16 protein-coding genes and 2 riboswitches are annotated in these 19,948 nt (G+C 74.4%); of the genes, 10 read left to right on the top strand and 6 right to left on the bottom strand.

Translation table 11 applies throughout. The features are described from left to right. Positions 1–160: 160 nt before the first annotated feature. Together hisD and QL983_RS02750 are read left to right on the top strand one after the other, a co-directional pair. On the top strand, positions 161–1,477 hold the full coding sequence (hisD, locus tag QL983_RS02745) for a histidinol dehydrogenase (protein WP_230297331.1): 1,317 nt from the start codon (positions 161–163) through the stop codon (positions 1,475–1,477). 10 nt (positions 1,478–1,487) lie between these two features. Further along, on the top strand, positions 1,488–1,856 hold the full coding sequence (locus tag QL983_RS02750; protein ID WP_002855797.1) for an RNA-binding S4 domain-containing protein: 369 nt from the start codon (positions 1,488–1,490) through the stop codon (positions 1,854–1,856). A gap of 47 nt (positions 1,857–1,903) precedes the next feature. Here QL983_RS02750 and QL983_RS02755 read toward each other — a convergent pair whose 3' ends face one another. Further along, positions 1,904–2,518, bottom strand: a complete 615-nt coding sequence (locus QL983_RS02755) for a hypothetical protein (protein WP_230297332.1) — start codon at positions 2,516–2,518, stop codon at positions 1,904–1,906. A gap of 192 nt (positions 2,519–2,710) precedes the next feature. Then, positions 2,711–2,830, top strand: a riboswitch (SAM riboswitch). A 73-nt stretch (positions 2,831–2,903) separates the two neighbouring features. On the opposite strand from QL983_RS02755, the gene QL983_RS02760 reads away from it, so the two are divergent. Both QL983_RS02760 and QL983_RS02765 read left to right on the top strand, forming a co-directional pair. After that, the gene (locus tag QL983_RS02760; RefSeq protein WP_078025502.1) at positions 2,904–3,428 is read left to right on the top strand and encodes a flavin reductase family protein; all 525 of its coding nucleotides are present in this window, start codon (positions 2,904–2,906) and stop codon (positions 3,426–3,428) included. Between the two features lie 238 nt (positions 3,429–3,666). Further along, complete coding sequence (locus tag QL983_RS02765; RefSeq protein WP_010080175.1) at positions 3,667–3,870, top strand: cold-shock protein; 204 nt, start codon at positions 3,667–3,669, stop codon at positions 3,868–3,870. 210 nt (positions 3,871–4,080) lie between these two features. Here QL983_RS02765 and QL983_RS02770 read toward each other — a convergent pair whose 3' ends face one another. The 4 genes from QL983_RS02770 to QL983_RS02785 form a co-directional block, all read right to left on the bottom strand. Next, entirely contained in the window at positions 4,081–5,301 is a 1,221-nt protein-coding gene (locus QL983_RS02770) for an MFS transporter (RefSeq protein WP_041102662.1), read from the bottom strand. 116 nt (positions 5,302–5,417) lie between these two features. Then, positions 5,418–7,430 (bottom strand): FMN-binding glutamate synthase family protein, encoded by a 2,013-nt coding sequence (locus tag QL983_RS02775; protein ID WP_070709275.1) that lies wholly within the window; start codon positions 7,428–7,430, stop codon positions 5,418–5,420. A gap of 13 nt (positions 7,431–7,443) precedes the next feature. Next, positions 7,444–8,025: an acyl-CoA thioesterase gene (locus tag QL983_RS02780; RefSeq protein ID WP_036316171.1), complete on the bottom strand. Its 582-nt coding sequence runs from the start codon at positions 8,023–8,025 to the stop codon at positions 7,444–7,446. A gap of 19 nt (positions 8,026–8,044) precedes the next feature. Further along, positions 8,045–11,689: a bifunctional proline dehydrogenase/L-glutamate gamma-semialdehyde dehydrogenase gene (locus tag QL983_RS02785; RefSeq protein WP_230297333.1), complete on the bottom strand. Its 3,645-nt coding sequence runs from the start codon at positions 11,687–11,689 to the stop codon at positions 8,045–8,047. A gap of 131 nt (positions 11,690–11,820) precedes the next feature. Between QL983_RS02785 and QL983_RS02790 the strand changes: the two genes are divergently transcribed. Beyond that, positions 11,821–12,870, top strand: coding sequence for an agmatine deiminase family protein (locus QL983_RS02790; protein ID WP_145950681.1), 1,050 nt, complete (start codon positions 11,821–11,823; stop codon positions 12,868–12,870). Here QL983_RS02790 and QL983_RS02795 read toward each other — a convergent pair. Then, on the bottom strand, positions 12,836–14,122 hold the full coding sequence (locus QL983_RS02795) for an AI-2E family transporter (protein WP_144825959.1): 1,287 nt from the start codon (positions 14,120–14,122) through the stop codon (positions 12,836–12,838). The two genes, QL983_RS02790 and QL983_RS02795, sit on opposite strands and share 35 nt — an antisense overlap. A gap of 46 nt (positions 14,123–14,168) precedes the next feature. Next, positions 14,169–14,274: riboswitch (TPP riboswitch) on the top strand. A 66-nt stretch (positions 14,275–14,340) separates the two neighbouring features. Between QL983_RS02795 and QL983_RS02800 the strand changes: the two genes are divergently transcribed. From QL983_RS02800 to QL983_RS02820, 5 genes are all read left to right on the top strand, one after another. Next, complete coding sequence (locus tag QL983_RS02800) at positions 14,341–15,408, top strand: thiamine ABC transporter substrate-binding protein (RefSeq protein WP_144825960.1); 1,068 nt, start codon at positions 14,341–14,343, stop codon at positions 15,406–15,408. Beyond that, positions 15,408–17,138: an iron ABC transporter permease gene (locus QL983_RS02805; RefSeq protein WP_041102656.1), complete on the top strand. Its 1,731-nt coding sequence runs from the start codon at positions 15,408–15,410 to the stop codon at positions 17,136–17,138. The genes QL983_RS02800 and QL983_RS02805 overlap by 1 nt, the downstream gene beginning before the upstream one ends. Then, complete coding sequence (locus QL983_RS02810; RefSeq protein WP_036316162.1) at positions 17,138–17,839, top strand: ABC transporter ATP-binding protein; 702 nt, start codon at positions 17,138–17,140, stop codon at positions 17,837–17,839. The genes QL983_RS02805 and QL983_RS02810 overlap by 1 nt, the downstream gene beginning before the upstream one ends. Next, on the top strand, positions 17,836–18,342 hold the full coding sequence (locus tag QL983_RS02815; protein WP_010080165.1) for a TetR family transcriptional regulator: 507 nt from the start codon (positions 17,836–17,838) through the stop codon (positions 18,340–18,342). The genes QL983_RS02810 and QL983_RS02815 overlap by 4 nt, the downstream gene beginning before the upstream one ends. 212 nt (positions 18,343–18,554) lie before the next feature. After that, positions 18,555–19,907, top strand: coding sequence for an RNase H family protein (locus QL983_RS02820; RefSeq protein ID WP_113913859.1), 1,353 nt, complete (start codon positions 18,555–18,557; stop codon positions 19,905–19,907). The last annotated feature ends 41 nt before the right edge of the window (positions 19,908–19,948 follow it).

The raw sequence follows: 19,948 nt of genomic DNA on the forward strand, positions 1-19,948 counted from the left end.
AGGGCGGGCAGGACGGGGAAGACCATGACGACAGTCTGACACCCGCCCCCGGACGCACCCCGGAGAAGAGCACAATGGAGCCTGACCGTCCGCGCGGTCCGGGCCCGGCCGTCGTCGTGCCCCGTCCCGCCGGCCCGCCACCGCCCCTCTGGAGGAATCCGTGCTCTCCGTCACCGACCTGCGCCCACTCGACACCGCCACCGCGGACCTGTCCCGCATCATCCCGCGGGCGAACGTGGACGTGTCCTCCGTGGTGCCGGTGGTCGCCCCGATCATCGAGCAGGTCCGCCACGGCGGCGAGCAGACCCTGCTGGAGCTGGCCGAGCGGTTCGACGGCGTCCGTCCGCCCGCCCTGCGCGTGCCCGCCGAGGCGCTCGAGGCCGCCCTGGCCGGGCTCGACCCGCGGGTGCGCGCCGCCCTGGAGGAGTCGATCCACCGGGCCCGGCTCGTGCACGACGCCCAGCACCCCCAGGACTCCACGGTCGAGCTCGGCGAGGGCGCCGTCGTGGAGAACCACTGGATCCCCGTGGGCCGCGTGGGCCTGTACGTGCCCGGCGGCCGCGCCGTGTACCCCTCCTCGGTGGTGATGAACGTGGTGCCCGCGCAGGCCGCCGGCGTGGGGAGCCTCGCGGTGACCTCGCCCCCGCAGCGGGACCACGGCGGCCTGCCCCACCCCACCGTGCTCGCCGCGTGCGCGCTGCTGGGCGTGGACGAGGTCTACGCGGCCGGCGGCGCCCAGGCCGTGGCCATGCTGGCGCACGGCGTCCAGGACGACGACGGCGGGTGGCTCTGCGCGCCCGTCGACCTGGTGACGGGGCCCGGCAACGTGTACGTGGCCGCCGCGAAGCGCGCCCTGCAGGGCGTGATCGGCGTGGACGCCGAGGCCGGGCCGAGCGAGATCGCCGTGATCGCGGACGGCACCGCCCGCGCCGACTGGGTGGCCGCGGACCTGATCAGCCAGTCCGAGCACGACCCGCTGGCCGCCTCCGTGCTCATCACCGATTCCGAGGACCTGCTCCGGGACGTGCAGGCGGCGATCGAGGCGCAGGTGCCCGGGGCGTTCCACGAGGATCAGATCCGCGAGGCCCTCACCGGCCCCCAGTCCGGCGTGCTGCTGGTGCGGGACATGGACCAGGCCGTGGAGGTCTCCGACCGCTACGCCACCGAACACCTCGAGATCCAGACGCGCGACCCCGAGGCCCTCGTGGGGCGCATCCGCAACGCTGGCGCCGTGTTCGTGGGCCCGTACGCCCCCGTGCCGCTGGGCGACTACTCGGCCGGGTCCAACCATGTGCTCCCCACCTCGGGGACGGCCCGGCACTCCTCCGGTCTGAACACCGTGACGTTCCTGCGCCTGCAGCAGCGCATCCGCTACACGGAGACCGGGCTCGAGGAGGTCGCGGACGGGATCGGCGTGCTGGCCGAGGACGAGCGCCTGCCCGCGCACGGCGCCGCGATCCGCGCCCGCTTCGCGTGAGGGGGCGGGCGTGAGCGGCGTCCGCATCGACGCGTGGCTGTGGGCCGTGCGGCTGTACAAGACCCGGTCGGCGGCCACGGCGGCCGTGCGCGCAGGCCACGTGCGCATCGACGGCGAGCCCGTGAAGGCGGCGACGCCCGTCGTCGTCGGGAACCGGGTGCGGGTGCGCCAGGACGGACGCGAGCGGATCCTCGAGGTCACGGGGCTGATCGCCAAGCGGGTGGGTGCCCCCGTGGCCCGGCAGCAGTATGTGGACCACTCCCCGCCGCCCGTGCCGCGTGAGCTGCTCGCGGTGCCGTACCGCGAGCGCGGCGCGGGCCGGCCCACCAAGCGTGACCGCCGGCAGCTGGACGCGCTGCGCGGCCGCGACCGACGCTGAGCGACTCAGTCCTCCCCGCGCCGTCATCCGCCGTCGTGATGGTGGCCTCATGCGGAGGGTGCGGTCAGCACCATCCGGAACGGCTTGTCGTTGTCCACCGTGACGGTGAACGTCATCGGCCCCGCCTCATCCACGGGGGGAGTCGCCGCCGACCAGCCGCCGCACAGCGCCTCCGACCCGGCCATCCAGGTCTTCGTTCCCCCGCCGCCCCGTGAGGTCCGGATCTCCGTCTCACCGGTGGCATCCGAAGGACACAGCACGATGACCCGAAGGACCGCACCCTGTTGGGCGTCCACGGTGATCTGCTGTGTGCCCGTCCCGACCGCCTCCTCCAGGACGGACTCCTTCTCCGGGTCGAGATGGTCCGCATCCGGATGCCGGCGCGTGTACTCGACCAACGTCATCCCGTCCTCCTCGAACAGCGCGGCGGGGAGTGCTTCTTCACCGGCGGGTGACGACGCGGACGAACCGGTGGCGGAGGCCGACCGGGTTGCTGAGGGGGCCGCTGACGTCACGGTGACGGAGGACGCCGCAGCGGTGGATGCCTTCGCGGTGGAGGAGACGCTGCCCGGGGAAGCGGAGCATCCCGAGATGGCGATACCGAGGAGAGCCGCGACGACCACGGCGGCCGACAATGCCGCACGCTTCTTCTCGATATCCATCCGCATGATCCGATCCCTCTCAGAGAACCGATTGCGGGGCCGCGGGCTGCGGTCTCGAGCCCCCCTCTCGAGTGGCTTGATCCTGGCTGGCGATGCGCGGTGTGTCAAGCATCACATCGGGCAGCTCGGATGACGCCGCGCGACCGCCGCGCTTTGACCACCCCACGGACCCCTCCGTAGGCTGATCCCCAGAATCACGAGTTCCCGTCATTCACGGCCCTGGCCGGCGGGACGGCAACCCTCTCACGCAGTAGTGGGGTGCTCCAGGTGATGATTCGGCCCCTCGGACACCCCGACGGGCAAGTACCGCGCCTCCGCGGATCCGGGCGATCCGCGTTCCCGCCGTCTGCGGAGCCGCGCCAGTCATCGGAAGAGGACGCGCGCCATGACCCTGACCCACGAACCCCACACCGCCGCGTGGGACACCGACCTGTCCCTCGGCAACCTCCGCTCCGGCCTCTCGGCATTCCCCACCGGGGTCGTCGCGCTGGCGGGCCTCGCCGACGACGTCCCCGAGGTGATGGTGTCCTCGTCCTTCGGCGTGGGCATCTCCTGGGAGCCGGCCCTCGTGTCCTTCTCCGCACAGAACAGCTCCCGCACCTGGCCGCGCCTGCGCCGGGCCGGGGCGATCGGCGTCTCCCTGCTCGCGGCGGACCAGACGCCGCTGTGCCGTCAGCTGGCCTCCCGCGAGGGCGACCGCTTCGCCGGTCTGGACGTGCACCGCAGCCCGCACGACGCCCTGCTGATCGGGGGCTCCTCGCTCTGGCTCGAGACGCGGGTGCACGCCGAGGTCCCGGCGGGCGACCACACGGTGGTGCTGCTGGAGGTGACGGCCTTCGCGGATCACACGGACGCCGCTCCCCCGGCCGCCCTGCACCGCAATCTCTTCCACGGCCTGCGCGCGCTCTGAGCGAACTCCAGGTGAACAATCGGGCCCCTGGTTCCCGGTCGGCGAGATCCGTGCAATGATGGAGCCTGAAGTTGATCAAGCTGTATCCCGCCATCTTCACTGCTCGTCAGCCCGGCATCGCCGGCGTCGATGAGTGTTGGGCAAGCGGTTCAGTCTCGCCGCTTCACCCGCGTCCCACATCCGGGCCGCGGTCCAACACCGCCACCGCACCGCGGGGGCACATCGAAAGGACACCATCATGGCTGTCGGTACTGTCAAGTGGTTCAACGCTGAGAAGGGCTACGGCTTCATCGCCCCCGAGGACAACTCCGCGGACGTGTTCGTGCACTTCTCCGCCATCCAGGGCAACGGCTTCAAGGAGCTCCAGGAGAACGACCGCGTCGAGTTCGAGACCCAGGACGGCCCCAAGGGCCTCCAGGCCGCCAACGTGACGAAGCTCTGATCTTCGCCTGACGCACGGCTTCCGACGCCCCCGGTCCACACGGACCGGGGGCGTCGTCGTGTGTCAGGCGTCCACGCCCCGCCGCGCACTGCGCCGCACTCCGCCGTACGCCCGTTCGACCGCGGCGCTGCGACATCACCGCAGGGCTGCACTGCGGTGATGTCGCTGAGGCGCGGTCCTCCGGGGTGGGCCTCGTCCTGGCCCTGCGCGTCAGGCCGCGCCCCGCCGACCCACGTGGCGACGCAACAGCAGCACCACGCCCAGGGCCAGCAGATACCCGGCCGCGACGACCGCGAAGCCGGCCCGGTAGTCGCCCGTGACGTCGCGCAGCAGGCCCATCAGCAGCGGGCCCAGGGCGAAGCCGGCGTACATGCCCATCGAGTTCGCCCCGGTCGCACGGCCCAGCCGCTCGGCCGGCACCTCGCTCAACAGGCCCGCGTTGATCACCACGTTGGCGCCCAGCACCGTCAGGCCGTGCACCGCGGCGCCCACCCACAGCAGGGCCGGCAGGTCCAGCAGGTCCGCGGCGAGGAACACCGCGACGCCGGCCACCGCACCCAGGCAGATCACGGCCAGCAGGGTGGTGGGCCGGTCTCCGGAGCTCATCCGCCGGCTCCACCCGATCCGGGAGAGCACCCCCACCACCCCGGACACGGCCGCCGCGGCGCCGCCGGCCACGAGCGTCATTCCCAGCGTCTCGACCGCGAAAAGCGGCAGGTAGGTGTTCGTGGCCTGCATGCCCAGGCCGGTGAGGAACGCGATCGCCGCGAAGAACCAGACCGTGGCCGGCAGGGGCGAGGTGTCCCGCCGTCGTCGCCCGCCGACGGGGCCGGTGGCCGGCGGCGGCGCCCCGGGCAGCGGCGGGGCGGCGACCAGGGCGAGCACCCAGAGCGCCCCGATGAGCACCGCGGCCCCCAGCGCGGCGCCCGTCCAGCCGAGGGCGAGGGACGCGGCCGGGAAGAACAGGCCGCCGACCAGCTGGGCCGCCTGCACGCCGGACTGCTTCACCCCGACCCACCCGATGCGCCTCTCCGGCGGCACCACGGTCCGGATGATCCGGTTCGTGGTGGGGTTGGAGATGGCCTGCGTGACGCCCGCCACGGCGGCCGCCGCGTACAGCACGGGCAGGGACGGGGCGACGGCGCCGAGCACGAGCGCCGCGGCGGTGCCGCCGAAGATGATGCTCAGCTGTGCGCGGGCGGACAGGCGGTCGGCGGCCCGGCCGAGGCCGAGCGAGGTGACGGCGGCCGCCGCGAACACGACCGTCATCACGGTGCCGAGCTGGCCCGAGGTGACGTCGAGCCGCTCCATCACGACCGTGGAGGAGGCGGAGACGCCGTAGTTGAACAGGGGCCCGGCGCCCATCGCCGCCAGCAGCACCCACAGCAGGGCCGCGGAGGGGCGGCGAGCGGCGGGGGCGGGCAGGGTCACGGCCCCAGGCTACGACCCCTCACGCGACGAGGCGGGAAATCTATCTCATGGGCGCCCGGGGGCGTCGTGTGAGGTGGATTTCCCGCCTCGAAAGCGGGGGTGACTGCGGGGGTGGGTCAGCCGACGCGGCCCTCGCCGCGGTGCTCGCCCTCGACGCGGCCGGTGGTCCCCCGCTGGGTGACCTCCTCGCCGTCCTGGCGCTCGGGCCGCTCGCCGGCCTCCGCCGGCAGGCCCTCGTTCTCGTCGGTGGGCGTCTCGCCGGCGGTGGCGGCGGGTGCCGGATCCTGCGGGGCCCGACGACGGCCGCCGTGCGGGGACAGCGACTCACCCTCACCCAACGAGCTGACGCGCGGCATCGGCGACGTCGTCAGCGGCACGGACTCGGTCTGCCGGGCGTCGACGAGCGTGGAGCCCGTCCCGGAGATGGGGGAGCCCTGCACGGGGGCGCCGGCCGCCTTGCGGCCCGGGATCAGCAGCTCGGAGCGCCACTGGGGGTCGCGCTCGGTGAGGTAGTCCACGCGGGCGTGCTCGCCGAAGTGGTCCGCGTCCGCCTCCTCCCAGTCCATGGCCCAGCCGGCGGGCGGGTCGTTGAGCAGCTCGTCCGTGCGCAGCCAGTGGTAGATGGACGCGTACGAGCGGGTGCTCAGGTGGTCCACGCGGCGGCGCAGCATGCGGGTGTTCAGCTGGGACGGATGCGTCAGGCCCATGGACGCCATGATCTGCACGGCCTCGCGCACGGTCAGGCGGTGGTAGTTGAAGACGCGGTTGCCCTTGTCCTCCACGTCGAGGGCGCGCATCAGACGCGGGTCCTGCGTGGCCACCCCCACGGGGCACTCGTTCGTGTGGCACTTCTGCGCCTGGATGCACCCGGTGGCCATCATCATCGCGCGGGCGGACATGGTGAAGTCCGCGCCCTGGATCAGACGCTTGACGATGTCCGAACCGGTGGCGACCTTGCCGGCCGCGCCGAGCTTGATCATGTGGCGCAGGCCGGTGCCCACGAGCGCGTTGTGCACGAGCATGAGGCCCTCGGTCAGCGGGGTGCCCACGCGGTCCGAGTACTCGAGCGGGGCGGCGCCGGTGCCGCCCTCGGAGCCGTCCACGATGATGAAGTCGGGGGCGATCCGCTCCTCCCAGATGGCCTTGGTCATGGCCAGCACGTCCACGCGGGAGCCCACGCAGAACTTGATGCCGATCGGCTTGCCGTCCGAGAGCTCACGGAGCTGCTCGATGAACCTGACCATCTCGCGCGGGGTGCGGAACGCGGAGTGGGACGCCGGGGACAGGCAGTCCTTGTCCATCGGGATCTCACGGGCCTCGGCGATCTCGGGGGAGATCTTCTCCTTGGGCAGCATGCCGCCCAGGCCGGGCTTCGCGCCCTGGGAGATCTTGATGGTGATGCCCTTGACCTCGGGCAGCAGCGCCTTCTCGGCGAACTTCTCCGGGCTGAAGGTGCCGTCCTCGTTGCGGCAGCCGAAGTAGCCGGAGCCGATCTCCCAGAACAGGTCCGCGCCGTTGCCGCGGTGGTACTTGGTGAGGCCGCCCTCGCCGGTCTCGTGGATGAACCCGCCCAGGCCGGCGCCCTTGTTCATGGCGATCACGGCGTTGGCGGAGAGGGAGCCGAAGGACATGGACGAGATGTTCATCAGCGAGATGTCCACGGGCCGGCGGCAGTCCGGGCCGCCGATCCGCACCGTGGGGGGCTCCTCCGGCGGGTTGACCGGGGCGGTGGAGTGCAACAGGAACTCGTAGCCGATCTCCGAGGTGTCCCGCTCGGTGCCGAACGCCTTGTGGCTGTCCAGGCCCTTCGCACGGGCGTAGACGATCGAGCGGGTGTCCCGGTCGAACGGCTTGCCGTCGAAGTTGCGCTCGATGAAGTACTGCTGGATCTCGGGGCGGATCGACTCCAGCAGATACCGCATGTGGCCGAGCACGGGGTAGTTGCGGAGGATCGCGTGCCGCTTCTGGGTCATGTCCCACACGGCGAGCACGAGCAGCGCCACCAGGAGCACCGCCAGCACCCACCACGCGCCGCCGCCGATGGCGGCCACCAGCACGACGACGAGCGCGGCCAGCGAGAGGGTCGCGACGATCAGGAGTCTGTTGTTCACCCGACCATCGTGCCCCATATCACTCGAACGTTCATCCTCGCCGCACTGTATCGAGGTCCCACGTGTGGGGCAGGGGCGTCCGGGCCGACGGCAGGGCCACGCTGCGCCGCCACTCGTGCAGCCACTCCGGCAGCGTCGGCTCCCCCGCGAGGTCGTGGCCGGCCGCCGCCGCGATCGCCCGGACCTCGTCGTTCTCCACGGGGCGGCCGTCCTTCTTGCGCAGGCGCGTGCAGATGTACGCGCGCACCGCGACGTCGCCGTCGACCACGACGCGCTGCTCGAACCACACTGCGCGCTCATCCAGGCCGATCATCCGCGTCTCCACGTCGAACCGCTGCCCCAGGGTCACCGAGCGGCGGAACGCGATCTGCTCGGCCTGCACCACAGGCGTCCAGCCGCGACGGCGGATCTCGTCCCACAGGCCGGTGCGGACCATCGCGTCGAAGCGGCCGAGGTCGAACAGCCCGAAGTACTGGCCGTTGTTGACGTGCAGGGCCATGTCCACGTCCGTGGGCAGGGCGCGCATCGGCAGCGTCGTCGGCTCCCAGAGTCCGGCGCGCGGGCGGCGACGCGCGCGGGCGACGACCCAGATCGTGCGGGGGATCAGATGCATCGGATGTTCCTCCTCGGGGTCACAGGACCCCCTCGGTCAGATGGTCCGGCGTGCCGAACCGGTGGGCGGTCACGGACACGGCCTGTTCGTGCAGGAACGGCAGCAGCTCCACCTCGCCGGCGCTCACCACGGGGCCAGCGTAGACCGCCACGTCGGGGGTGTCGCCGAGCGCCGCGTGGAGCGCGCTCCGCGCCGCCTCGGCCGCCTCCCGGTCGCCGGCCCAGTCGGCGACGAGCCGGATCCGTGCGTCGCCGCCGCCCTCCGCTGCGGGCGGGATGAGGGCCAGCCGCCGGGCGCGGTCGTGGAACGCGGCGTCGTCCTCGACGACGACGTCCACCGGCGCGGACGTGCCGGCACCCTCCGTGCGGACGGACCGGACCAGCTCCTCCACCCGGCCGCGCACGGCCTCGGCCGAGAGCCCGTCCGCGTCGGGCCCCTCCGCGGTGGGGGTCGGGCGCAGGCTCACGGTCATGGGCGCCCCGGCGCGCAGGCCGGCGGAGACGATGCGCAGCAGGTGGTCGGCGGGCCCCGAGTGCCGGCGCACGAGGACCGGGGTGGGGACGTGACGCAGCACGTTCCGCTCGGCCTCGAGCGCGGAGACGTCCGTGGCCACCCCGAACACGGTGGTCCACGCGTGGGTGTCGAGGGCGCGGGCGGTCTCGAGCCAGGATGCGCCCGCACCGTCGGCCTCGGCCCCGGGCCGTCCCTCTCCCCCGGCCCACGTGGGCGCGTCCTCCCAGTCCACGAGGCCATGCAGGTAGTGCGGCCCGCCGGCCTTCGTGGTGGGGCCGACGACGGAACGCTTCCAGCCGCCGAAGGGCTGGCGGCGCACGATGGCCCCGGTGATGCCGCGGTTCACGTAGAGGTTGCCGGCGCGCACGCCGCGCAGCCACACGTCGATCTCCTCCCGGTCCAGCGAGTGCAGCCCGGAGGTGAGGCCGTAATCCACGGCGTTCACGATCCCGATCGCCTCCTCGAGCGTCTCGGCCGTCATCACGGCCAGCACGGGGCCGAAGTACTCGGTGAGGTGGGCGTCGGCGCCGGGGCGGACGCCGGAGCGGATGCCCGGGCTCCACAGGCGACCCGTCTCGTCCAGCTGCCGCGGACGCAGGGCCCACCGCTCCCCCGGGCCGAGCTCGGTGAGCCCGCGACGCAGCTTCTCGCCGGGGGCCTCGATCACGGGGCCCATCTCGGCGCGCGGGTCCACGGGGTGCGCCACGTGCAGGGACGAGGCCGCGTCCAGCAGCTGCCGGTGGAAGCGCTCGGAGGTGCCCACGGAGCCGACGAGCACCACGAGGGAGGACGCCGAGCACTTCTGGCCGGCGTGACCGAACGCGGACTGGACCACGTCCTTCGTGGCCAGGTCCAGATCCGCGGACGGGGTCACGATCACGGCGTTCTTGCCGGAGGTCTCGGCGAGCAGGTGCAGGTCGGGGCGCATCCCCTTGAACAGCCGTGCGGTGTCCCAGCTGCCGGTGAGGATGAGCCGCTCGACGGCCGGGTCGGTCACGAGCGCCGCGCCGACCTCCGCCTCGTCCTCGTCCGCCAGCGTCACCAGGCGCACGAGGTCCGCGGGGTCGTGCCCGGCGAGCGGGCCGCCGTCGTCGAACAGCCCCGAGTCCCGCAGCCCGGCCACGATCAGCTCCCACGCGACCGCGCCCGTCCGCTCGGACTGCGGGGCCGGCTTGAACACCACGGGCGAGCCGGCGCCGAGCGCGGCAAGGACGCCCCCGACCGGGATGGCCACGGGGAAGTTCCACGGCGGGATCACCAGGGTCAGGCGGACGGGCACGGCGCGGGCGCCCTCCACCGCGTCCAGGCCGCGGGCCAGGCGCGCGTAGTAGTGCGCGAAGTCCACGGCCTCGGAGACCTCGGGGTCGCCCTGGTCCAGGGTCTTGCCGGTCTCGGCGGCGGCCACCTCCAGCAGGCGGGCCCGGCCGGCGTGCAGGGCCCGTCCGACGGCGTCCAGCGCGTCGGCGCGCTCGTGGCCGGTGAGCGCGCCCCAGCGGGCGCCGGGGTCGGCGGTGGCGGCGATGGCGGCACGGGCGTCGTCGGCCGTGGTGGCGCGGTGGGCGCGGACGGTGTCCGTCCCGAGGTCCGAGCCCGGGACGGCCGCGAGGATCCGGCGGGCCCACTCCCGGTTGCCGGGCAGCGCGGGGTCCGTGTCCGGGGTGTTGGCGAAGCCGTCCACGGGGGCGGGGGTCGGCCCGTCCTCCCCGCGGGACCGGTCCTGGAGGCGGTTCGGACGGGTCACGGCCGCGTCCAGGTGGCGCAGCGAGGCGCGGAAGCGCTCCTCCTCGCGGGCGAACAGGTCCGCGTCCGCGTCCAGGTCGAACACGGCGGACATGAAGTTCTCCGGGGAGGCGCCCTCCTCGAGGCGGCGCACGAGGTAGGAGATCGCCACGTCGAACTCCTCGGGCCGCACCACGGGCGTGTAGAGCAGCAGGGCGCCGACGTCGGCCCGGACGGCGGCGGCCTGGCCGGTGGCCATGCCGAGCAGCATCTCGAACTCCACCGCGGCCGGGTCGAGCCCGCGGCGCTCGATCAGCCGGTGGGCCAGGGCGACGTCGAAGAGGTTGTGCCCGGCCACGCCGATGCGCACGTGGGCCAGATGCTCCGGGGTGAGCGCGTAGTTGAGCACGCGCTTGTAGTTGGTGTCCGCCTCCTGCTTCGAGCCCACCGTGGCCAGCGGCCAGCCCGTCAGGGAGGCCTGCATCCGCTCCATGGGCAGGTTGGCGCCCTTGACCACGCGCACCTTGACCGGGGCGCCGCCGGCGGCGACGCGGCGCGCGGCCCACTCCTGCAGGCGCACCATGGCCGCGAGCGCGTCCGGCAGGTAGGCCTGCAGCACGATGCCGGCCTCGTAGTCGCGCAGGCCCGGCTGCTCGAGCAGGGCGGTGAACACGTTGAGCGTGAGGTCGAGGTCGCGGTACTCCTCCATATCCAGGTTGATGAAGGTGTCCCGATCCCGGGCGAGCTCGAACAGCGGGGTGAGCCGCTCGGTGATGTCCGCGACGGCCTCGTCGAACGCGTAGGGCGCGTGCGGGGCGGTGGCGGCGGAGACCTTCACGGACACGTAGTCGACGTCGTCGCGGCGGATCAGCGCGGCGATGCCCTCGAGCCGGCGGTCCGCCTCGCCCTGGCCGAGGATCGCCTCGCCCAGCAGGTTGATGTTCAGCCGGGTGCCCTCGTCGCGCAGGGCCGCGATGGCCTTGCCGAGCTGTCGGTCCCGCGCGTCGACGATCAGGTGGGAGACCATGTGCCGCAGCACGCGGCGGGCCGTGGGGACGGCGATGCGCGGCACGAGCGGGGCGGCGCGGCCGCCGACGCCGAGGACGGCGCGCAGGGCCGGGGGCAGGAAGCCGGGGGCGCGGCCGGCGAGCTCCCGCAGCGCCCGGGCGGCGATCGCGGGGTCCTCGGGGCGGACCACGTGGTCCACGAAGCGCACGATGAAGTCGAGTCCGCCCGACTCCTTCAGGGCGCCCGCCAGCTGGCGGGCCGCGAAGTCGGCCTCGTGGTCCCGGGACTCGGCGAGCCAGCGCCGCACCTGCACGACGGCATCGTCGGCGAGGGCGTGCAGGTCGGCGGGGTCGGGGATCCCGCCGGTCGCGCCGAGGACCCGGTCGAGATCGTCATGGTCCTGGGCGGAGAACATCGCGGTCATGGCCGCACTCTGCACGTGTTCCGGGTCACAGGTCAAACCGCCGCGGCTTCCTGTCAGACGCCTATGCTCGATGGACATCCCCTCGCCGCGCGCCCGCGCGTCGCCGCCGTCTTCCCAGGAGCCCGTCCGCCATGGCCGCCGTCGACCCCGCCCCCACCGACGCGCGGGAGCGCCGGGACCTCGTCGTGCCCGTGCCCGGACCCGAGGACCCGCCCGAGCGGGCCTGGCTCGTCCTGCCCCACCGCCACCCGGTGCCGACGCTGCTGGAGGAGACGCGGGACGCCGTCGTGGGCCTGGCCGAGACGCTCGCCGCCGTGCTGCCGGTCACCGTGCTCGCCCACCCGCGCGACGCCGGGGCGGCGCGGCTGGTGCCCCCGGAGGTGGACCTGTTGCGCGCGCCCGTGGGCTCACCGCTGCTGGGCCGCACCGGGCCGAGCTTCGTCCGCCGCCCCGAGGGCCTGGCCGCCGTCGCCTGGCGCAGCGCCGCGGGACTGACCGGGACCGGGCCGCTCGACGGCGCGGCCGCGACGGCCGTGGCGGAGGCGGCGGGACTGCCGCTGCTCACCCCCCTGCTGTGCGCCCCGCGCGGGGCCTGGGTGACCGACGGCGAGGGGACGGCCGTGGTGGCCGCGGACCCCGTGCTGGACGGGCGGATCAACGGCGCGTGGACCCCCGGCCAGGTGGCCGCCGAGTTCGCCGCCCTGCTGGGGATCACCCGGGTGCTGTGGGTGCCGCCGGCACCGCGGCCGGACACCGGGCCGTGGGGCGGGCCCGGCCACCTGGCCTCGTGGGTGCGGCTGGGGGGCGACGGCGAGGCCGCCGTGCACTGGCGCGGCGACCGGTTCCACCCCGAGCACCCCTACGCGGCGGCGGCGCTGCGCTTCCTGCAGGGCGCCGACGACGCCGGCGGCCGGCCCCTGCGCGTGCGCACGGTGACCGGGGCGGCGCAGCCCGCCGAGTACGACCCGGCCGAGCGGGGCCCCCGCTCCCTCCTGGACACGCTGCCGCTGGGCGCGGCGGTGCTGCGGCCGGCGTTCGAGGACGCCGCGGGCGAGGAGGCCGCGGCCGCCGCGTGCGCGGCACTGCACCCGGGGCTGCCCCAGCTGTCGTTCCCCGCCCCGCCGCTGCTGCGGCTGGCCGGCGCGCTCAACGACCTGGTGCTGCTCCAGCCCCGCCCGTGACCTCCTCCGTCGCGGGGCCGTCGTCGTCCCCGCCGTCCGCGGGGGCGCGGTCCTCATCTCCCCCGTGCGCGTCGGAGCGCCAGGCCGCCGGGCGCAGCCGTTCCAGGAGCGAGGACTGACGGCGCTCCATCCCCTTCAGGTCCGAGGCGATGAGCGCATTGATCCAGCGGGCGTTCGGGTCGGCGTCGATCAGCACGGCCTTGGCCAGCAGCGTGCAGGGCAGCGCGAGGATGGCGCCGAGCGGGCCGAGGACCCAGGCCCAGAAGAGCAGGGAGAGGAAGCTGACGGTGGGGATCACGCCGATCGCGTCGCCGGCCACCTTGGGCTGGATCACGGACTGCAGCACGAAGTTCAGCACCGAGTAGCTGACCACCACCCACAGGAAGTCGGACCAGCCGCCCGCCGCCAGGCCCAGGACGGCCGGCGGCAGCAGGCCGATGATGAAGCCGATGTTCGGGATGTAGTTGGTGAGGAAGCTGAGCACGCCCCACACGAGCGCGAGCGGCACGCCGATCAGCATGAGGGCAATCACGTCCAGCACCGCCACGATCAGGCCGAACACCGTGGTGACCACCCAGTAGCGGCGCACGCCCTGGGCGAACTCGACCAGGGCGTGGCCGAACTCGTGGCGGGCGGTGCTGAGCAGGCGGACGCGGCGTTCGACGTCCATCGAGTCCATCGCGAGGAAGAACATGCCCATGATCACGGTGACGAGCAGGCCGAAGACCGCGTAGACGTTCGTGGCGATCTTCGTGATGGCGCTGACGGCCGTCCCGGTGACGGCACTCATGTCGATCGAGGCCAGCTGCTGGGACACCATGTCCGGGGTCACGCCGCGCTCGTTGAGCCAGTGCGAGACGTCCAGGACGATCTGCTGGAAGCGGTCCGCGTACTTCGGCAGCTCCGCCACCAGCTCGAGGCCGGACCACACCATCATGCCCCCGAACACGGCCATCACCGCGACGACCAGCAGGACGGTGGTGGCGGCCCCGAGCACGGGGTGCAGGCCCCGGCGGATGAGCCAGGCCTGCAGGGGGTAGGCCACGATCACGAGGTTCAGCCCCAGGAAGACGGGCGCCGCGATGGAGGCGATCCCCTGGAAGAACTGCACCACCAGCACCAGGCCCGCGAGCGTCAGGACGATCACCAGCATGCGCGGCCACATGCGGTGGGGGCGGCGGATGTCCCAGTCGGAGGCGGGGCTGGACGAGGCGGGCGGCGGGGTCACCCCCGCGGGCTGTGCGGCGCTCACGCGGGCAGTCTATGCGCGGGCCGGACGGGGTAGGGTCGGGACCAGTCCACATCGACAGGGGAGCGCCCGCGCGGCGCTGAGAGTGCGGTCCGCCGCAGACCCTCGAACCTGCTCCGGTCCGCACCGGCGAAGGAAGTCGAGTCTCCCGGTCGACGTCGTCCCGGGATTCCGGTGGCGGCCTCGTCCCGGCCCCTCCGCCGTCCCAGAGGAGAACCGCCATGTCCCGCACCCCGCACCGCGCCCTCGCCGCCCTCTCGGTGGCCGCCCTCGCCCTCACCGGCTGTTCGGTGTCCGGCTCGTCCGGCGACGGGGCGTCGTCGTCCGCCTCCGGCGCCGGCGGCGGCGAGCCGACGACGGTGACGATCATGACGCACGACTCGTTCAACCTGCCCCAGGAGCTCGTCCAGAAGTTCGAGCAGGAGTCCGGCTACACCCTGAAGACCACGGCCCCCGGCGACGCCGGCAGCGTGGTGAACCAGCTCCTGCTGGCCAAGGACGAGCCCACCGTGGACGGCGTCTACGGCGTGGAGGACCACTCGGCGCACCGCCTCGTCCGCGAGGGCGTCGTCGCCGAATACACCCCGCAGGACCTGCCCGCCTCCGCGCAGGACCGGATGGTGGAGGACCGCATGACCCCGGTGGACCAGGGCCAGGTGTGCTTCAACACGGATCCGGCATGGTTCGAGGCCCACGACGTCGAGGCCCCCACCTCGATCGACCAGCTCGACGACCCCGAGTACGCGAAGCTGACGGTCGCCACCTCCCCCGTGGCCTCCTCCCCCGGCCTGGCGCTGCTCGCGGCCACCACGGAGAAGTACGGCGACGACGGCTGGCAGGACTGGTGGCGGGGCCTGATGGAGAACGGGGGCAAGGTCGCCGACAGCTGGTCCGACGCCTACAACTCGGACTTCTCCGGCGGCGAGGGCAAGGGTCGGTTCCCGGTGGTGCTCTCCTACTCCTCCTCCCCCGCGTTCGCCCCCGAGACCGAGGTGATCGAGGACTCCTGCACCCCGCAGGTCGAGTACGCCGGCGTGCTCGAGGGCGCGAAGAACCCCGAGGGCGCGCAGGCGTTCGTGGACTTCATGCTCACCGAGGAGGTCCAGTCCGCCCTGCCCGAGTCGATGTACATGTACCCGATCGACGAGTCGGTGCAGCTGCCCGAGGAGTGGGCGCAGAACGCGCCGCTCGTCGAGGACGCCATCACCCCGGACCCCGCCCGCATCGACGAGCGCCGCGAGGACCTGCTGAAGGAGTGGACCGCCCTGTCCGAGGCCTCCCGGCGCTGATGTCCGCGCTCACCGAGGTCGCGGCCCCCGGCACGGACCTGCCGCGCCGGCGGGCCCGCGGCCGGGGGGACGGGCTCGGCCCGTGGTGGCTGGTGGCCGCCGTCCTGCCGGTCGCCTTCCTGCTCGTCTTCTTCGCGTGGCCCGTGGCGGCCATGCTCTGGCGCGGGATCGGCGGCGACGCCGACGCGTTCACCGGCGCCGTGGACCTCACCGCCTTCGGGGAGACCCTCGCCCGCGAGCGCACGTGGCGCATCCTCGGCCAGACGCTCGGCATGGCCGCCGCCGGCACGGTGGTCTCGGTGGCGCTCGGCCTGCCGACCGCGTTCGTGCTGCACCGGCGTCGCATCCCGGGGCGGGCCGTGCTCCGCGCCCTCGTGCTCGTGCCGTTCGTGCTGCCCACGGTGGTGGTCGGCGTCGCGTTCCGCGCCCTGCTCGCCCCCGGCGGACCGCTCGGCTTCACCGGGCTGGACCAGACGACCACCGCCGTCGTGCTGGCCATGGTCTTCTTCAACGTGTCCGTGGTGGTGCGCCAGGTGGGCGCGCTGTGGAACGCGCTGGACCCGCGCCAGACCGAGGCCGCCCGCACCCTGGGCGCCTCGCCGTGGCGGGCGTTCCGCACCGTGACGCTGCCCCAGCTCGCCCCGGCGATCGCCGCGAGCGCGGCGCTGGTGTTCCTGTTCTGCGCGTCCGCGTTCGGCATCGTCCAGACGCTCGGCCGGCCCGGCTACGGCACGCTCGAGTCGGAGATCTGGGTGCAGACCTCCGTCTACCTGGACCTGCGGACCGCGGCGGTGTTCTCCGTGCTGCAGTTCGCGGTGGTGCTGGCCGCCGTCGTGGTCTCCGGCGTGACGGCGGCGCGCACCCAGCGGGCGCTGCGCCTGCGGGAGACGCCGCCGGCCCGGCTCACGCGTGCGGACGCGGTCCCGGTGGCCGTGATGCTCGCGGTGGTGGCGCTCGTGGTGGCCCCGATCCTCACGCTCGTGGTGCGCTCCTTCCACACCCGCCACGGCTGGGGGCTGGGCAACTACCGGCTGCTGTCCACGAGCGCGGGCAGCGGGTTCGTGGGCGGGTCGACGCCGGCCCAGGCGCTCGAACAGTCCCTGCGGGTGGCCGTGGACGCCACGCTCGTGACGCTCGTGGTGGCCGTGCCGCTGGCGCTGCTGCTGACCCGGCCCTTCCGCTCACGCGCCGCGCTGGCGGCCCAGCGGGCCCTCGACGGCGCCCTGCTCCTGCCGCTCGGGGTGTCCGCGGTGACCGTGGGCTTCGGCTTCGTCGTGTCCCTGCGGGCCGCGTTCCCGGAGCTGGCGGCCTCGGGCGTGCTCGTGCCGCTGGCCCAGGCGGTGGTGGCGCTGCCGCTCGCGGTGCGGGCGCTCGTGCCCGTGCTCGCGGCGGTGGACCCGCGGCTGCGGGAGGCCGCGCGCACCCTCGGGGCGGGCCCGTGGCGGGTGCTGGCCACGGTGGACGGTCCGTTCCTCGCCCGCGGCGTGGGCGTGGCGGCGGGCTTCGCGTTCGCGGTGTCCCTGGGCGAGTTCGGGGCCACGAGCTTCCTGGCGAGCCCGTCCGCGCCCACCCTTCCGGTGCTGATCGCCCGGCTGCTGGGCCGGCCGGGCGCGGACAACTACGGGATGGCGCTCGCGGCGGCCACGGTGCTGGCCGTGCTGAGCGCCGGGATCATGCTGGTGTGCGAGCGGCTGCGCCCCCGGGGCCCGGCCGGGGCGGGAGGTCTCTGATGACGCCGACGACGACGGGGGCCTCCCTCCGGCTGCGGGATGTGGCGATCCGCTACCCGGACGGCTCCACCCCCGTGCGGGGGACGGACCTGGACGTGGCCGCCGGGGAGATCGTGGCGCTCGTGGGCGCCTCCGGCTCGGGCAAGTCCACCATCCTGCGCGGGATCGCCGGGCTCGAGGACGTCGTGGCGGGCACGGTGGAGCTCGACGGGCGGGACGTGGCGGCGGTGCCGACGCACCGCCGGGGCGTGGGGATGGTGTTCCAGGACGGGCAGCTGTTCCCGCACCGGACCGTGGGCCGGAACGTGGCGTACGGCCTCGAGTCCGCCGGCTGGGACCGGGCCCGGCGGCGGGCACGCGTGGCCGAGCTGCTGGACCTGGTGGGCCTGACCGAGCTCACGGACCGGCCCGTGCAGCGACTCTCCGGTGGGCAGGCCCAGCGCGTGGCGCTCGCCCGGTCGCTGGCCCCGGCCCCGCGGGTGCTCCTGCTGGACGAGCCGCTGTCCGCGCTCGACGCGGACCTGCGCCGGCGCCTGGCCGAGGACATCCGGGCGGTGCTGCGGGCGGCGGGGACGACCGGCGTCGTCGTCACCCACGACCTCGCGGAGGCCGCCGTGATGGCCGACCGCACCGTGCGCCTCGGCGCGGGGGGACGCATCGCGGCGGAGGAGGACGGCCCGGCGGTAGCCTCTCAGGCATGACCCCGCCCGCACCCCGCCCCCGGCTGACCGCCCAGGACGTGGTGGACGCCGCCGTCGGGATCCTGCAGGACTTCGGCATGGGCGACCTGTCCATGCGGCGCGTGGCCGCGGTGCTGGGCGTGCAGGCCTCCGCGCTGTACTGGCACGTGCCGGACAAGCAGTCGCTGCTGGCGCGGGTGGCGGACCGGATCGTCGCCGAGGCGGAGGAGACCGTGCGCGCCCGCCGCGTCACGGACCTGGCGGGCCGCGCCGAGGCCGCGGAGGCCGCCCTGCTGCGGCACCGGGACGGGGCGGACGTGGTGCTCTCCGCCCTCGCGCTCGGGCTGGGCGGCCTCGGCCTGCACCGTCTGCTCACCGAGGCGGCGGACACCCCGGAGGACGGGGAGCGGGCCCTGGCGCTGCTGCTGGGCACCGTGTCCCTGCGGCAGCAGCGCGCGCAGGCGCAGGCGCTCGGCGTGCCGACCGGCCCGGACGTGCAGCGGCACCGCACGGACCCGCTCTGACGCCTCGTCCGACGCGGCCGCGCGGGAGGCCGAGGAGAGGAGACCTGCCTCCTCACAGGTGCGCTCGGTAAGGTCGCCCAGAGCAGAACAGGTCGGGACGGGTCGTCCCCTTCGTCCACGGCGATCCCGCCCGACCGCCGCAGGACCAGCATGGCCCGCCGGACCCGGCTCACAGTTCCGGCGCGGTCCCCTTCGACACAGCCGGCGAAGCCATGGGAGCACGGATCAACCACCCGCGGACGGTCGTGGACCGGACGCTGCATCACGACGTCGAGCCCGCACACCCCGCGGCGCTCGTCGACGTGGGCTGGGACTTCCGTGGCCCGGGCGCCAAGGCGGAGGAGCAGCACCGCCCGCTGCGCGTGGTCCGTGCCCGCCGGCCTCGGGGCACCCCGCGGGACCGGAACGGCGTCGACCTCACGCGCACCGGCCCCGTCGTCCCCCGCCCCTCCCCGCCGCGCACCCGGATCCGCCGGGACGGCGTCCGCGTGGTGGCCAGCCCGCTGGCCATGCTGCCCGGCGTGGACCACGGCCCCGCCCTCCGCCTGGACCTGCACCCGACGACGGGGGGCATCGTCTACGTGGCCCGCGAGCTCGAGCTGCGCGAGCTCGGCGACGACGTCCGCGGCCACGTCTACACCGGGATGGTCGGCACGGCGCATCTGAGCGCCTTCTGGTCCACCGTCACCGTCGACCTGCCACCGGAGCGCCCGGTGATCGTGCGGCTGCGCTCGGACCGGGACGCCGAGCTGCTCTCCCTGCTCGAGGTCCTCGCCCCCGTGGACACGCGCGTGGTCTCCTACCGGCTCGACGAGTCCCCCGTGGGCACGCAGCGCTCCAGCTACCTGCTGCCGGACGTGGACCCGGAGACGGTCGCCCAGACGGGCGCGGCCCGGATCCCGCTCGAGGCCATCGAGGCCGCCCAGGAGGAGGAGGACGCGCTGCGCCGCTCCTCCGGCGTCTTCCTCTCCCGCCGCCGCACGGACCGCTTCCTGCGCCGCAACCTGCCCGGGGTGACCCACAGCCTCACGTTCGCGGACGAGGCGGACGTGACGGACGTGTACGTGGACGGCTCCGTGCTGCGCGGCTCCCGCATCGGCGGGGCGGCCGCCGTCGCCGGGCCGAGCATGTGGGCCGTGCAGGCCGTGGCCGGGGCCACGATGCCGCTCGAGGTGGAACTCGAGGCGCTCGTGCTGGGGCACGTGATCTGCGCGTGGGCGGGCACCCCCGGCGGCCGGGTCACCATCCACTCGGACTCGCGCGCCGCGCTGGCCCTGCTCAACGCCGCCCGCCGCGAGCGGCTCACCCTCGGCGGCGCCCGGGGCGAGCGCATCCGCCGCACCCTGCGGCGCCTGCTGGCCGCCGTCGACCTGGCGCAGGCCGCGGACGTCCAGGTGGACACCACGTGGGTCAAGGGCCACGTGGGCGTGCACGGCAACGAACTGGCCGACGACCTCGCCCGGGCCGCCGCCCGCCACGCCAGCGTCGGCACCCCCGAGGGGGACCTGCCCGAGCGGATGGGGCAGCTGATCCAGCTCCGCGTCGAGGACGACGCCGCCGGCTGACCCCGGCCCCCGATTCCCCGTCCTCCGCCCCAGCCTCTAGG

Source organism: Micrococcus sp. APC 4021, assembly GCF_030407635.1.
In the GTDB taxonomy this organism is placed as follows: domain Bacteria; phylum Actinomycetota; class Actinomycetes; order Actinomycetales; family Micrococcaceae; genus Micrococcus; species Micrococcus luteus.